The organism is Streptomyces sp. NPDC002896, from assembly GCF_040295225.1.
In the GTDB taxonomy this organism is placed as follows: Bacteria; Actinomycetota; Actinomycetes; order Streptomycetales; family Streptomycetaceae; genus Streptomyces.
In genome coordinates, this window is sequence record NZ_JBEOVA010000004.1 from 401,570 (window position 1) to 415,884 (window position 14,315).

Genomic DNA, 14,315 nt, shown 5'->3' on the forward strand with positions numbered 1-14,315 from the left:
ACATTCGGCTCCTAGGAAAGGTGTGAGCGTCCGCCCATGGGCGAGCCTCCCAGTACCACCCATCGCGCAATGCCCCCGGCCCTGGCTGACCATGGGACGGAGGTGACCCGATGACCGAAGTGCTCCTGCTCGCCTTGGCCGTGCTGCTCTCGCTGGCCTGCGGCGCGTTCGTCGCAGCGGAGTTCTCGCTTACCACCGTGGAGCGCGGCGAACTCGAGCGCGCCGTGGAGCGAGGTGAGCGCGGCGCCGCCGGTGCCCTGAAGGCAGTGCGGAACCTCACCTTCCAGCTGTCCGGCGCACAGCTCGGCATCACCGTCACCAACCTGGTCGTCGGCATGCTCGCCGAGCCGTCCATCGCCAAGATGATCACGGGCCCGCTGCAGGCCCTCGGCATCTCCCGGGGCACCGCCTCGTCCATTGCCCTGGTCATCGGCACGGCCCTGTCGACCGTCTTCCTGATGGTCGTCGGCGAGCTGGTGCCCAAGAACTGGGCGATCTCCTCGCCGCTTACGGTTGCCAAGGCTGTGGGCAATCCGCAGCGCTGGTTCAGTGCCGCGTTCCGGCCGTTCATCGGGCATCTCAACAACACCGCGAACCACGCGGTGCGCCGCCTCGGCATCGAGCCCGCTGAGGAGCTCGCCTCCGCCCGCGGGCCCCAGGAGCTGGTCGCCCTGGCCCGCCACTCCGCCAAGGAGGGCGCGCTGGAGGCCGACACGGCCGAGCTCTTCGTACGGACCCTCAACCTCGCCGATCTCACCGCGGAGAACGTGATGACGCCGCGCGTGCAGGTCATCGCGCTCGAGGCGCAGGCGACCTGCGAGGACGTCGCCAACGCGACCCGCGCGACCGGCCTGTCCCGCTTCCCCGTCTACCGCGGCAGCCTCGACTCGGTCATCGGCATCGTCCACATCAAGGACGTGCTGTCTGTACACGCCGAGCGCCGCGCGCGCACGCCCGTCACCGAGGTGATGCGCGAGCCCCTGTTCGTCCCCGAGTCGCTGACCGTGGACCGGCTGCTGGACCGGCTCTCGGGCAAGCGCACGATGGCCGTGGTCATCGACGAGTACGGCGGCACCGCAGGCGTCGCAACCCTGGAGGACATCGTCGAGGAGGTCGTCGGCGAGGTACGCGACGAGCACGACCCGCACGAGACGCCGGACCTGGCCCCCGCCGGGACGGACGAGGACGGCCGCCAGCTGTACTCGGCCGACGGCGCCACCCGTACCGACCAGCTCGAACGCGTCGGGCTGCGGGCTCCCGAGGGCCCGTACGAGACGCTCGCCGGGCTCGTCGCCGCCGAGATCGGCCGGATCCCGAAGGTCGGCGACCGGGTCGAGGTCGACGGATGGCGGCTCGACGTGGTCGACGCCAGTGGCCGCCGGGCCGCCCGCGTGCTGCTGCACGCGCCGACGAACACCGATGACGCGGAGGAGGGACGATGACCGCCGTCCAGCTGCTGATCGCCCTGGCGACGCTGGTCGTCAACGCCTTCTTCGTGGGCGCCGAGTTCGCGCTGATCTCGGTCCGGCGCAGCCAGATCGAGGAGTACGCCGAGCGGGGTGCGCGCCGTGAGCAGCACAGCCTGCGCGCGCGCAGCGTGCTGTGGGGACTGGAGCATGTGTCGGCGCTGATGGCGGCCGCGCAGCTCGGCATCACGCTGTGCACGCTGGTTCTGGGTGTGGTCGCGGAGCCCGCGATCGCGCATCTGCTTGAGCCGGTGTTCGACGCGGTCGGCGTTCCGCACGGTCTGGTCCACCCGATCTCGTTCGTGATCGCGCTGGTCGTCGCTACGTATCTGCACATGCTGCTCGGCGAGATGATCCCGAAGAACGTCGCGCTGGCCGAGCCGGTGCGGACCGCGCTGCTGCTCGGCCCGCCGCTGGTGACCGTGGCCCGGGCGCTGCGCCCGGTGATCTTCACGGTCAACGCCTTCGCGAACGCCCTGCTCAAGCTGCTCCGCGTAGAGCCGAAGGGCGAGGTGGCGGCGACGTTCTCGGACGACGAGCTCGCCCGGCTGGTCAAGGACTCCGGCGAGGCGGGGCTCATCGACGAGCGTGCCCGCGAGCGGCTGCACGACGCCCTTGAGCTGGGCCGTCGTCCCGTACGCGACGTGGTGCTGCCGCTGGAGCGGCTCGTCTACGTGCACGTGGGCGTCACCCCCGAGCAGCTCGAGCGGCTCGCGGCGGAGTCCGGGTTCTCCCGGTTCCCCGTCGTCGACGACGGCCGCCGGATCGTGGGCTATCTACACGTCAAGGACGCCCTCGATGTGACGCCCCGCGATCTGCCCTTCCAGATCAGCGACATGCGGCCCATCGCCCGGGTACGCGAGACCACACCGCTGGACGATGTACTGACCGCCATGCGCGGCAGCCGCACCCACCTCGCAGCGGTCATCGGCTCCGACGGCCGCCTCGCGGGCCTGGTGACGATGGAGGACGTACTGCGGGAACTGTTCGGCCAGCCGGTCTGACAGTCGATCCCCTCGGTGCCGGCCCCGGCTCGCCACGTGCCGGTGGCCGGGTCGGGGCCGCCTGCGGCTGCCGCCGGGCCTGCTCGAGCCTCGCGTACGGCCTGTGCACAGGTTCCCTGAGGGCGCACCGTCGGCGGCACCCGTAAGCGGGACGGCCCCGAGAACTGCGGCGCGCGGAGCGCGATAGCATCGCTCCGCCATGGAGATCAATGCAAACTACACAAGTCTCGTCGCGATAGGCGACAGCTTCACCGAGGGCATGTCGGACCTCCTCCCCGACGGCTCGTACCGCGGCTGGGCCGATCTCCTGGCGGAACGGATGGCGGCCCACACGCCCGGCTTCCGATACGCCAACCTCGCGGTCCGCGGCAAGCTCATCGGCCAGATCGTCGAGGAGCAGGTGGACGCGGCAGCCGAGATGCAGGCGGACGTCGTCACCCTGGTCGGCGGCCTCAACGACACGCTCCGGCCCAAGTGCGACATGGGCAGGGTCCGCGGACTCCTGGAGGAGGCGGTGGAGCGCCTCGCCCCGAACTGCAAGCAGCTGGTGCTGATGCGCAGCCCGGGCCGGACCGGCCCGGTACTGGAGCGGTTCCGCCCGCGCATGGAAGAGCTGTTCGACTGCGTCGACACGCTCGCGGCACGCCACGGCGCGCTCGTGGTCGACCTCTTCGGGGTGCCCGCCCTGTCCGACCAGCGGATGTGGGACGTGGACCGGCTGCATCTGACGCCCGAAGGACACCGCCGGGTGGCCGAAGCGGTGTGGGAGACCCTCGGGTACGAACCCGAGGACGACTGGCGGGCGCCACTGCCTGCTCCCGTGCCGCCGAACTGGGCGACCCGGCGGATCGCCGACGCCCGGTTCGCCCGCCAGTACCTCCTGCCGTGGATCGGCCGCCGCCTCACGGGCCGCTCCTCCGGCGACGGCCGCCCGCCGAAGCGGCCGGAACTCCTGCCGTACGAGGGTCCGATCGCTTAGGCCGTCGTGCTAGGTCGGGGTACGGGTCGGCGCCTGCAAGGACGGCCCCGTACCCCTTCGTAGCTTCCGACGAATCGGGGCCGGGCGCTGGCCTGCACGAATCGCCAGTAGAATTCGTCCACGTGACTGCGTCTCCCAAGCCCCGCATCCCGAACGTCCTCGCCGGCCGCTATGCCTCGGCCGAGCTCGCCACTCTGTGGTCCCCCGAGCAGAAGGTGAAGCTGGAGCGTCAGCTCTGGCTCGCCGTGCTGCGCGCCCAGAAGGACCTCGGGATCGAGGTGCCGGACGGCGTCATCGCCGACTACGAGCTGGTCCTCGACCAGGTCGACCTGAGCTCGATCGCCGAGCGCGAGAAGATCACCCGGCACGACGTGAAGGCCCGGATCGAGGAGTTCAACGCCCTCGCCGGCCACGAGCACGTCCACAAGGGCATGACCTCCCGCGACCTGACGGAGAACGTCGAGCAGCTGCAGATCCGGCTCTCGCTGGAGCTCATCCGCGACCGCACGGTCGCCGTGCTGGCGCGGCTCGGCAAGCTCGCCGGCGAGTACGGCGAGCTGGTCATGGCGGGCCGCTCGCACAACGTCGCCGCGCAGGCGACCACCCTCGGCAAGCGTTTCGCGACGGCCGCCGACGAGCTGCTGGTGGCGTACGGCCGGGTCGAGGAGCTGCTGACCCGCTACCCGCTGCGCGGCATCAAGGGCCCGGTCGGCACCGCCCAGGACATGCTCGACCTGCTCGGCGGCGACGCCGGGAGGCTCGCCGAGCTGGAGCAGCGCATCGCGCAGCACCTCGGCTTCTCGCAGGCCTTCACCTCGGTCGGCCAGGTCTACCCGCGCTCCCTCGACTACGAGGTCGTGACGGCGCTGGTGCAGCTGGCCGCGGCGCCGTCGTCGCTCGCCAAGACGATCCGGCTGATGGCCGGCCACGAGCTGGTGACCGAGGGCTTCAAGCCGGGCCAGGTCGGCTCGTCGGCGATGCCGCACAAGATGAACACCCGTTCGTGCGAGCGCGTCAACGGCCTCATGGTGATCCTGCGCGGCTACGCCTCGATGACCGGTGAGCTGGCGGGCGACCAGTGGAACGAGGGCGACGTGTCCTGCTCGGTGGTGCGCCGGGTCGCGCTGCCGGACGCGTTCTTCGCGCTCGACGGTCTCCTTGAGACGTTCCTGACGGTTCTCGACGAGTTCGGTGCGTTCCCGGCGGTCGTCGCGCGGGAGCTGGACCGCTACCTGCCCTTCCTCGCGACGACGAAGGTGCTGATGGGCGCGGTGCGGGCGGGCGTGGGCCGGGAGCTCGCGCACGAGGCCATCAAGGAGAACGCGGTGGCGTCGGCGCTCGCGATGCGCGAGCAGGGCGCCGAGCGCAACGAACTCCTCGACAAGCTCGCCGCGGACGAGCGCATCCCGCTGGACCGGGAGCAGCTCGACGCGCTGATGGCCGACAAGCTGTCCTTCACCGGCGCCGCGAGCGACCAGGTGGCGGCCGTGGTCGCACGGATCGAGGAGATCGTCAAGGAGCGTCCGGAGGCGGCCGGCTACACGCCGGGGGCGATCCTCTGACGCGGAGGAGCAATGGGCAGACGCGGCTGACTGCCGCCGATCTCGAGGCCGCCCGCGACCGCATCGTGCCCGATGTGGTCGCGGACGGTCTCCGCGTTCTCTTCTGCGGCATCAACCCGGGCCTGATGACGGCCGCTACCGGCCATCACTTCGCCCGCCCGGGCAACCGCTTCTGGCCCGTGCTGCATCTGTCGGGGTTCACGCCCCGGCTACTGATCCCCGCGGCGCAGGAGGAGTTGCTCACGTACGGCCTCGGCATCACGAATGTCGTGGCCCGCGCCACCGCCCGCGCCGACGAGCTGACCGCGGACGAGTACCGCGAGGGCGGCCGCATCCTGGCCGGCAAGGTGGAGCGGCTGCGGCCGCGGTGGCTCGCCGTGGTGGGCGTGACCGCCTATCGCGCGGCGTTCGGTGAGCGTCGGGCCGGGATCGGGCCACAGGAGCGGACGATCGGCGGCAGCCGGGTGTGGGTGCTGCCCAACCCGAGCGGGCTCAACGCGCACTGGACGGCGGCGACGATGGCGGAGGAGTTCGGCCGCCTGCGCGCAGCCGCCTCCGAGGCCGACGACACTCAGGGCCTCCCCGGGCCTTGAGGCCCCGCCAACCCTCAGCGCTCCCGCCGGCCCTCAACGCTCCCGCCGAACCCAGGGTGCCCCGCTGGACTCAGGCCCCGCCGATGCTCAGGCCTTGGGCCGACTATCAGGGCTCCCGCTGAGGGCCAGGGACTCACGCCGACGGCCAGGGCCCCTCTGAGGTCCAAGACCCACCCCGACGACCACGGCTGCAGCTCAAGATCAGGTTTTCCGCCCAGGATCAGGGCTTCCGCGCGACCACCCCGAACTGGGCCACCACCGGCGCCTCCTCAGCCGCCGCGTCCGGGCGCCAGCGCGCGCACGAGACGATGCCCGGCTCGAGGATCTCCAGGCCCTCGAGGAAGCTCTCGACCTCCGCCCTGCTCCGGGCGGTGATCGGGGGCGTGGCGTTCTCGTTCCAGAACTTCATCGCCTCGGCGTTGCCCTCGCCGCCCAGCTCCAGGGTGGGGTGGGTGACCGCGAGATAGCTTCCGGAGGGCACGGCGTTCATGAGGCGCCGGACGATTGCGCGGGCCTCGTCGGTGTCCAGGATGAAGTTCAGGATGCCCAGCATCATGACCGCGATGGGACGGTCGAAGTCGAGGGTCGCGGCTGCGGCCCGCAGGATGGCGTCGGGTTGGTGCGCGTCCGCGTCGACGTAGCTGGTGGCTCCTTCGGGCGAACTGGTGAGCAATACGCGGGCGTGCGTGAGCACGATGGGGTCGTTGTCGACGTAGACGATGCGGGCGTCGGGGGCGATGCGCTGGGCCACCTCGTGCGTGTTCTCGACGGTGGGCAGTCCGGTGCCGATGTCGAGGAACTGGCGGATCTCCGCCTCCCCGGCCAGGAGGCCGACCACCCTGCCGAGGAACGCCCGGTCGGCGCGCGCCACCTCACCGATGCTGGGGTACATCGATGTCACCTGCTCGCCGACCTGCTCGTCCACGGGATAGTGGTCCTTGCCGCCCAGCCAGTAGTTCCACACACGGGCGTTGTGTGCGATGTGGCTGTCGATCCGCTCGTCCGGCGCCTGCCCGGTGCTGTCGCTCACGTTCGCTGCTCCTCCGTACGGGCCGTGCATGGCTGCTGGGGTGCTTCAAGGGGCCATGGTGGCACGGGAGTTGCTCCGGACCCGCGCAGGTCACGGCGGGTCGACCTCGGTGACGGCGGCAAGGAGCTGAAAGGGCGACTCCTCACCCCATGGAGAGCCGCCGAGCGCGACCCAGCGTTCGTCGGTCTGCCACAGCTGCGCATCCTGCACGCGTGCGCTGAGCATGCGCCACGGCTCGGGTATGTCCTCGCCGTCGCCCATGGAGCGGTGCAGCAGGCTGTACAGGCTGACCGGCACAGGCAGTCCCCAGCGCTTCGTCAGCCGCTCGGACAGTGCCACGCACTCGGCCTCGTACTGCTCCCTCGCCTCGAGCGCCTCGGAGCAGTCGCCGCCCCGGAATCCGTCGAACACCGCTAGCTCAGCTATGTGGTAACCGGGACCGCAGAATCCACCGTCCCACCTGCCGTGCTCGGCCGGGAACTCCCGGGAGCACAGCAGGAGGACGGTGTCCAGGTGCTGTGCGGTGCTCATGTCGTCCAGTAAACCGGCATGCACTGACAACCAGCCTCCGGGCCTACCAGTCGGTGTCCTTTCGCCCGGTCTGGGCCTACGAGTCGGTGTCTGCCGCCCGGTCCGACGTCAGGCATCCCTGCGGCGAACGGCCCACCAGCCGGCCACCACCGCGGCCGCCGCCCAAACCGCCGTGACGGCGAGGCCGCTCCAGGGACCGAGGCTGCCCACCGGGTCCTGGTGGAGCACCTGTTGGCCGGCCCGGTCCGGCAGATACTCGGCGGCGCCCTTCGCCACGTCACCGACCACGAACGAGACGATCAGGATGAAGGGAATGAGAATGCTCAGTACGGCGACCGCGCTGCGCAGCAGGGCGGTCAGACCGGCGGCGAAGAGTGCCATGAGCGCGAGATAGATCCCGCCCCCGATGCAGGCGCGCACAGCCCCCGGGTGGCTCAGCCCGATGGTGTACTCCCCCATGAACGCCTGGCCCACAAGGAACGACGCGTTGCTGGTGACGAGGCCCACGACGAGCGCGGCGACGGCCACGATCGCCATCTTGGCGGCGTAGAACAGGCCTCGGTTCGGCACGGCGGACAGCGAGATGCGCAGCGCGCCGTTCAGGTACTCGGAAGAGACGGCGGTCGCCCCGAAGCTGATCGCCGCGATCTGGGCGAAGTTCAGCGCGTAGAAGGCGCCGAAGAGCGGCTCGGCGTCCGGGTTGTCCGCCTCTGCCTGGCCCACGGTGGGGTAGACGAGCAAGGTGATGGCTAGGGTGACCGCGAAGACCGCGATGAGCGATCCGAAACTGGCGCGCACCGACCGGATCTTGATCCATTCGGAGTGGAGAACGGCCGTGGTCGACATGGCTTCAGACCTCCTGCGGGGTGGTCGGGGACACGGCCGTGAACTCCGTGTCGTCAGCGGTGAGGGCGAGGTAGGCCTGCTCCAACGAGGCCTGTTCGTCGGCGAGTTCCACTACGGGGATGCCTTCTGCGGCGGCGAGCGCGCCGATCTCCGCGGCCTTGGCGTCCTCGACGGTCCACCGGCCGTCGTCGCTCTGCGCGACCTCGTACCCCTTGCGTACGAGCGCGGCGCGCAGCCGTGCCGGATCAGTCGTACGCACCCGCACGCGCGCGTGGCTGTGTGCGTCGAGGAAGTCCTGCATCGGGGTGTCCGCGAGCAGCTTGCCCCGGCCGAGGACGACGAGGTGGTCGGCGAAGCTTGCGGTCTCGTTCATCAGGTGACTCGAGACGAGCACCGTACGGCCTTCACGGGCGAGGCGGCGCAGCAACTCGCGGACCCAGATGATGCCTTCGGGGTCGAGGCCGTTGGAGGGCTCGTCCAGCAGGACGACCTGCGGATCGCCGAGGAGGGCGGCCGCGATGCCGAGGCGCTGGCGCATGCCGAGCGAGAAGGTCTTGATGCGGCGGCCGGCCACGGAGGCGAGTCCGGCCTCCTCCAGGACCTCGTCGACGCGGCGTGCCGGGAGGCGGTTGCTGACGGCGAGGGCGCGCAGATGGTTCCGGGCGGTGCGGGAGCCGTGCGCCGCCTGGGCGTCGAGCAGCGCGCCCACCTGGCGCAGCGGTTCTTCGATGGTGGCGTAGGGCCGTCCGCCGATGGTGGCCGTGCCGGATGTCGGCCGGTCGAGGCCGAGAGCGAGGCGCATGGTGGTGGACTTGCCGGCGCCGTTGGGGCCGAGGAATCCGGTGACCCGGCCCGGTTCGACGGTGAAGGTGAGGCGGTCCACGGCCCGGGTAGTTCCGTACTCCTTGGTCAGGTTGCTGATGTCGATGCTCGTCATGGCATCAGGGTTGCGGCCGGGGCGGTGACCGGGCCTCCCCCGTGGGTGGCTTCCATCTCCCCCTCGCGGGGGAGCCGTCGCGCGAAGCCCCCTGGAACGATGACGGCATGCCCCGGCTGCCCCGCTTCTTGCGACCGCTGACCCGTGCGGTCACCTACACCCGCTGGCTGCACATGCTGGTCGGCGCGTTCATCGCGTTCGTCTGCGGCCTGGTCTATCCGGGGTTCGTCGATCTGTCGTTGGCGGAGTGGGCGCTGGTTCCCCTCGTTCCCATCCCACTGCTCGTGGCGGCCGCCATGGTGCCCGCTATGCGGCTGGCCGAGGGGCTGCAAGCACGGCTGATGCTCTTTCCCGGGCCGCACGCGCGCGTGAAGGACGGCAGCGAGGATCCCGGTATCTCGGCGGCGCCGTCCACCTCGTGGAGCGACCGGGGCAGGACCGCGGTGTGGATGGTGCTCCGGCTGGAGGTCGGCTGTGTCATCGCCTTTGTGACCGGCCAGCTCATGGCGCTCTCACTGGCGCTCGTCGGAGCCGCGGCGGGGTCCCCCACCGGCGCGGATCCCCTCATTCCAGTCACCGGACATCACTCGGCGTACGCGCTACTCGTCCCCGTTCCGCCTCTGGTCCTGGTGTTGGTGGTGGCCGCGGTCGGGCCCATGATGGCCGCGGCCGCCCGCCGCCTGCTCGGGCCGTCTCCCAAGGAGCGGCTGGCCGCGCTGGAAGAGCGCACCGAGCAACTGCTTGAACGCAACCGGATCGCCCGGGAGTTGCACGACTCCATCGGGCATGCGCTGACCGTCGCCGTCGTACAGGCGGGAGCCGCACGCGCCGCCGCCGACCCGGAGTTCACCGAGAAGGCGCTGGACGCGATCGAGGAGACGGGACGGGCGGCCCTGGAGGACCTGGAGCGCGTACTGCTGGTGCTGCGCGAGGCGGAGCAGCCCGTGAGCAGCCGGCCCGCACTCGGCGAGGCGGACCGCCTGTTCGACTCGGCGCGTGCATCGGGTGCGAAGGTCGACGCCGAGGTGACCGGCCCCCTCGACCAGGTGCCGGGGCCCGTGTCCCGGGAGGGCTACCGGATGCTTCAGGAGGCCCTCACCAATGTGCTGCGGCACGCGGGGGCGGTGCCGGTACGCGTCCGCATCACCGTGGACCGCACGGGCCTGAGGATGGACGTACGCAATCCACTGCCCACCACGGCCGTGACCGTTACAGGCGGTGGCAGCGGAAGCGGGCTGCGCGGGATGCGTGAACGGGCCGGACTGCTCGGCGGCCACGTCCGTGCGGGCCAGGAGGACGGCGAGTGGCAGGTGCACGTCGAACTGCCGCTTGGCTGATCTAGGCTGACCACGTGCCGCTCACCGTGCTGCTGGTCGACGACGAACCACTCGTACGCGCGGGCCTGCGCGCCGTCCTCGAGGCGCAACCGGACATCGAGGTGGTCGGTGAGGCCGCCGACGGAGCCGCCGTCATCCCCCTGGTGCGCCGGCTGCGGCCGGACGTCGTCGCCATGGACGTACGCATGCCGCTGATGGACGGGATCGAGGCCACGCGCGCGGTGCTGCGCTCCGTGCCGGAGCCGCCGAAGATCCTCGTGGTGACTACGTTCGAGAACGACGAGTACGTGTACGGGGCGCTGCGTGCGGGCGCCGACGGGTTTCTGCTGAAGCGCGCGCGGCCCGCCGAGATCGTGCACGCCGTGCGGCTTGTCGCGGAGGGCGACTCGCTGCTGTTCCCGGCGGCGGTCCGGCGGCTGGCGGCCGAGTACGGCAAGGACAGCGGCAACGCGACGGCGCGCGCGGCGATGGAGCGGGCCGCGCTGACCGACCGCGAGGCGGACGTGCTCCGACTGATGGCACGCGGCCTGGCCAACGCAGAGATCGCCGAGCGCCTCCTGATCGGCACGGAGACGGTCAAGTCCCACGTCAGCGCCGTACTGGCGAAACTGGGGGCACGGGACCGCACGCAGGCCGTCATCGCGGCGTACGAGTCGGGGTTCGTCTCACCGGGGTGAGCCACCGGGCGACAGCCGGGGTGAGCGCCCGGCACGGTTCAACCGGTGCAACCCTCCCGTCTCGCCGCTGTTCCATACGGCAGGTACCATCCGCCCCACACGCGCACGAGCTGGGAGGACGGACGTTGGGGCTGCTGACCGGCGGGGATCCCTCTCTGCTGCGGCGGATCAATTCCGCCGTGGTGCTGCATGCGCTGCGCGCCGCGGATCCTGCGACGCTCACCGAGATCACCAGGGTGACCGGGCTGTCCCGGCCGACCGTCGAGGGCGTCGTCGAGGGCCTGGTCGAGGCCGGGCTCGTGGTCGAGACGGCCGCCGAGGAGGGTGCGACCAGGAAGCAGGGGCGGCCCGCCCGGCGGTTCCGGTTCCGGGCGGAGGCCGGTCATCTGCTCGGCCTTGAGATCGGGCCGCACCGGGTGTCCGCCGTCCTCGCCGATCTGGAGGGCCGGATGCTCGCCACGGCGTCGAAGGACGTCGACGAGTCCGCGCCCGCCGACGAGCGGCTGGAGCGGTTGCGTACGGCGGTCGCCGACCTGCTGCGCAGGGCCGGCGTCGCACGTGGTTCCCTGCGGGCCGTCGGCGTGGGCACGCCCGGCATCGTGGAGGCCGACGGCACGATACGTCTGGGCACGGCCCTGCCCGAGTGGACGGGGCTGCAACTGGGCGAGCGGCTCCGGCGGTCCTTCAAATGCCCGGTGCTCGTGGAGAACGACGCCAACGCGGCCGCCGTCGCCGAGCACTGGAAGGGCGCGGCGACCGAGTCCGACGACGTCGTGTTCGTGATGGCGGGCCTGAGTCCCGGCGCCGGCTCACTCATCGGCGGGCGGCTGCACCGCGGGTACGGCGGGGCGGCCGGAGAGATCGGGGCACTGCACCTGCTGGGCCGCGAGGCCACCCCGGAGACGCTTCTGTCGACGACGGACGAGCCGCTGCATCCACTGGACGAGCAGGCGGTCGCGGAGGTCTTCGCGCAGGCCCGCAGTGGAGACGAGCGGGCCCTGGAGGCCGTCGACCGCTTCATCCAGCGACTCGTGCACGACGTCGCGGCGCTGGTGCTGGCGCTCGACCCCGAGCTCGTCGTGGTCGGCGGCTGGGCGGCCGGTCTGGACGGCGTACTGGAACCGCTGCGCCGCGAGCTGGCCCGCTACTGTCTGCGGCCCCCGCGGGTCGCTCTGTCGATCCTCGGCGAGGCGGCCGTCGCGACGGGCGCGCTGCGGCTTGCGCTCGACCATGTCGAGGAGCAGCTGTTCGCGGTGGAGGGGACGGTCACGGCGCGGAGGTGAGGCCGCAGCCGCCGACCGTGAGAGGTCGTTGTCCTGCCGGAAGCAAAAGGCCTTCCTCCTTGCGGGACTGCAAGGAGGAAGGCGGTGAGGCTCACGTGCCTCGCCCTGGCCGCGGTCACGGTCAGGAGGCGCGGCGCTCCGCATCGTGGTGGATCTCGACGCCGCCGGAGTCGCCGAAGGTGAGACGGCAGGTGTCGGCGCGGTACGTGGCCACGGAGACCGCGGCCGTACGGCCCTCGGCGAGGAAACGGGTCGTGACGACCAGCACCGGCGCGCCGGGCAGCCGGTCGAGCACCTTGGCGTCGTCCGCGCGGGCCGAGCCGAGCTCGACGGCACTGTCCTGTCCTTCGAGCCCGAGCCGCTGCAGCTCTCGCAGAACGGCACGCGCGCGTGCCGGCCCGGACGGCGCCTCGATCGCGGAGAGGTCGGGCACCGAGGAAGCGGGGATGTAGAGCAGCTCGGCGGCGACCGGCTGGCCGTGCGTCATGCGCATGCGGCGCACCGTGTGCACCGTCTCGTCATCCCCGGTCTCCAGGATGCGGGCCACGGCCGCGGGCGGAACCGACTGGGTGCAGTCCGCCGCCTTCCAGGCTTCGCCGACGGCGCCCGGCCACACGTGCTCGGCGGCCCCCACGGCCACACCCATACGCGGCGGCGCGACGGTGGTACCGACCCCACGGCGGCGCTGCAGGCGCCCCTCGAGCTCGAGCTGCTCGAGTGCCTGCCGGAGCGTGGCCCGGGCGACCCCGAAGCGGGCGGCCAGATCGCGCTCGTTGGGGAGGATCTCGCCGACCGAGAACTCGGCGTCGAGTGCCTCACTGAGCACGGTCTTGAGGTGCCAGTACTTCGGCTCCGGCACCGTTTCCAGCTGAGTGGTCCCCACCCTGTCCTCCGCAATCGCCGTGTCCCCGGCGGCGTTTCAGCGCCTTGTTTATTAAAGGTTCCTGCACTATGCCTGCGACCATAAGCCGCGCCCCACCCTTGGTCAAGACCAATCCTCGATCAGCTACGGCAGGGCAGGCCGGGTCCATGGGAGTGTTCACGGACTGTTCGTGATCGGCACGCGCGCGTGCGTACCGGTCAGTGCGAGGCGAGGGAGACGAGCTTGTCCGGGTTGCGTACCAGGTAGATGCGCTGGATCCGCCCGTCGGCGATCTCCAGCTGGAAGACCGTGTCGGGCTTGCCGCCGGAGAGGGCGAGCGCCGCCGGGCCGCCGTTGAGCTCCAGAACACGGATCTCCAGCGCCGGGATCCCCTCGCGGCCCACCGCGGCGAGGAAGCGGCCCACCTTGTCGGCCGATTCGATGACGCGCAGCGGCGCCTTGGACTTGCCTCCGCTGTCGCTCACGAGCTGGACGTCGGGTGCCAGCAGGGACATAAGCCCCTCGATGTCACCACCCGCCGCCGCGGTCAGGAACCGCTCGGTCAGGTCGCGCCGCTCGGTGGGGTCCACCTGGTAGCGCGGCCTGCGCTCGTCGACGTGCTTGCGTGCCCGCCCCGCCAGCTGGCGCACCGCAGACTCGCTGCGGTCGAGCGTGGCGGCGATGTCGGCGAACGGGAATCCGAAGGCCTCCCGCAGCACGAACACCGCGCGCTCCAGGGGCGACAGCGACTCCAGGACGACCAGGACGGCGAACGAGACGGAGTCGGCGAGGACGGCGCGTTCCTCCGTGTCCGCGACGGTGGGGCCGAAGTCCGTGACCAGCGGCTCGGGCAGCCAGGGCCCCACGTAGGTCTCGCGCCGGGACTGGACGTGGCGGAGCCGGTCGAGGGCCAGGCGCGTGGTGATCCGCACCAGATAGCCGCGCGGCTCCCGCACGTCCGCCCGGTCGCCGGACGACCAGCGCAGCCATGCCTCCTGGACGACGTCCTCCGCGTCGGCCACGCGGCCGAGCATGCGGTAGGCGACTCCCATCAGCACGGGCCGGTGTTCTTCGAAGACATCGGTCGCGGTGTCGGTGGCCACACCCCCATCCCAGCGGAGCGGTCTGATCCTGTCCAGGGGAATTCGGGCTCCCCGACCGGGACGGGACGGACAACGGGGCGCGCGGGGAGCGCGACCGCGTTCTCT

At 71.4% G+C, this 14,315-nt stretch carries 14 protein-coding genes; 8 read left to right on the plus strand and 6 right to left on the minus strand.

The features are described from left to right. Positions 1 to 110: 110 nt before the first annotated feature. The 5 genes from ABT009_RS08950 to mug all read left to right on the plus strand — a co-directional run bounded on the left by ABT009_RS08950 (position 111) and on the right by mug (position 5,604). The gene (locus ABT009_RS08950; protein ID WP_351291106.1) at positions 111 to 1,442 is read left to right on the plus strand and encodes a hemolysin family protein; all 1,332 of its coding nucleotides are present in this window, start codon (positions 111 to 113) and stop codon (positions 1,440 to 1,442) included. Continuing rightward, positions 1,439 to 2,470 (plus strand): hemolysin family protein, encoded by a 1,032-nt coding sequence (locus ABT009_RS08955; RefSeq protein WP_351291108.1) that lies wholly within the window; start codon positions 1,439 to 1,441, stop codon positions 2,468 to 2,470. The genes ABT009_RS08950 and ABT009_RS08955 overlap by 4 nt, the downstream gene beginning before the upstream one ends. A gap of 199 nt (positions 2,471 to 2,669) precedes the next feature. Beyond that, entirely contained in the window at positions 2,670 to 3,449 is a 780-nt protein-coding gene (locus ABT009_RS08960; protein ID WP_351291110.1) for an SGNH/GDSL hydrolase family protein, read from the plus strand. A 122-nt stretch (positions 3,450 to 3,571) separates the two neighbouring features. After that, positions 3,572 to 5,011, plus strand: coding sequence for an adenylosuccinate lyase (gene purB / locus ABT009_RS08965; protein ID WP_351291112.1), 1,440 nt, complete (start codon positions 3,572 to 3,574; stop codon positions 5,009 to 5,011). A gap of 62 nt (positions 5,012 to 5,073) precedes the next feature. Next, positions 5,074 to 5,604, plus strand: a complete 531-nt coding sequence (gene mug, locus ABT009_RS08970; protein WP_502989842.1) for a G/U mismatch-specific DNA glycosylase — start codon at positions 5,074 to 5,076, stop codon at positions 5,602 to 5,604. 220 nt (positions 5,605 to 5,824) lie between these two features. Here mug and ABT009_RS08975 read toward each other — a convergent pair whose 3' ends face one another. The 4 genes from ABT009_RS08975 to ABT009_RS08990 all read right to left on the minus strand — a co-directional run bounded on the left by ABT009_RS08975 (position 5,825) and on the right by ABT009_RS08990 (position 8,948). Continuing rightward, a complete protein-coding gene (locus ABT009_RS08975; protein WP_351291114.1) occupies positions 5,825 to 6,664 on the minus strand; it encodes an SAM-dependent methyltransferase in 840 nt (279 codons plus the stop codon). A gap of 60 nt (positions 6,665 to 6,724) precedes the next feature. Further along, positions 6,725 to 7,165 carry a hypothetical protein gene (locus ABT009_RS08980; RefSeq protein ID WP_351291116.1) on the minus strand — a complete coding sequence of 147 codons (441 nt, stop codon included), beginning with the start codon at positions 7,163 to 7,165 and terminating at the stop codon, positions 6,725 to 6,727. A gap of 108 nt (positions 7,166 to 7,273) precedes the next feature. Next, entirely contained in the window at positions 7,274 to 8,011 is a 738-nt protein-coding gene (locus tag ABT009_RS08985) for an ABC transporter permease (protein WP_351291118.1), read from the minus strand. 4 nt (positions 8,012 to 8,015) lie between these two features. Further along, on the minus strand, positions 8,016 to 8,948 hold the full coding sequence (locus ABT009_RS08990; protein ID WP_351291120.1) for an ABC transporter ATP-binding protein: 933 nt from the start codon (positions 8,946 to 8,948) through the stop codon (positions 8,016 to 8,018). Between the two features lie 116 nt (positions 8,949 to 9,064). Here ABT009_RS08990 and ABT009_RS08995 point away from each other — a divergent pair, with 116 nt between their 5' ends. The 3 genes from ABT009_RS08995 to ABT009_RS09005 all read left to right on the plus strand — a co-directional run bounded on the left by ABT009_RS08995 (position 9,065) and on the right by ABT009_RS09005 (position 12,245). Continuing rightward, positions 9,065 to 10,285, plus strand: a complete 1,221-nt coding sequence (locus tag ABT009_RS08995) for a sensor histidine kinase (RefSeq protein WP_351291343.1) — start codon at positions 9,065 to 9,067, stop codon at positions 10,283 to 10,285. A gap of 14 nt (positions 10,286 to 10,299) precedes the next feature. Beyond that, on the plus strand, positions 10,300 to 10,962 hold the full coding sequence (locus tag ABT009_RS09000; protein ID WP_351291122.1) for a response regulator transcription factor: 663 nt from the start codon (positions 10,300 to 10,302) through the stop codon (positions 10,960 to 10,962). A 125-nt stretch (positions 10,963 to 11,087) separates the two neighbouring features. Further along, the gene (locus tag ABT009_RS09005) at positions 11,088 to 12,245 is read left to right on the plus strand and encodes an ROK family transcriptional regulator (RefSeq protein WP_351291124.1); all 1,158 of its coding nucleotides are present in this window, start codon (positions 11,088 to 11,090) and stop codon (positions 12,243 to 12,245) included. A gap of 121 nt (positions 12,246 to 12,366) precedes the next feature. Here the strand turns inward: ABT009_RS09005 and ABT009_RS09010 are convergent, their stop codons facing one another. Together ABT009_RS09010 and sigJ are read right to left on the minus strand one after the other, a co-directional pair. Continuing rightward, a complete protein-coding gene (locus tag ABT009_RS09010) occupies positions 12,367 to 13,128 on the minus strand; it encodes a GntR family transcriptional regulator (RefSeq protein WP_351291126.1) in 762 nt (253 codons plus the stop codon). A gap of 197 nt (positions 13,129 to 13,325) precedes the next feature. After that, positions 13,326 to 14,210 (minus strand): RNA polymerase sigma factor SigJ, encoded by an 885-nt coding sequence (sigJ, locus tag ABT009_RS09015; protein ID WP_351291128.1) that lies wholly within the window; start codon positions 14,208 to 14,210, stop codon positions 13,326 to 13,328. Positions 14,211 to 14,315 lie beyond the last annotated feature (105 nt).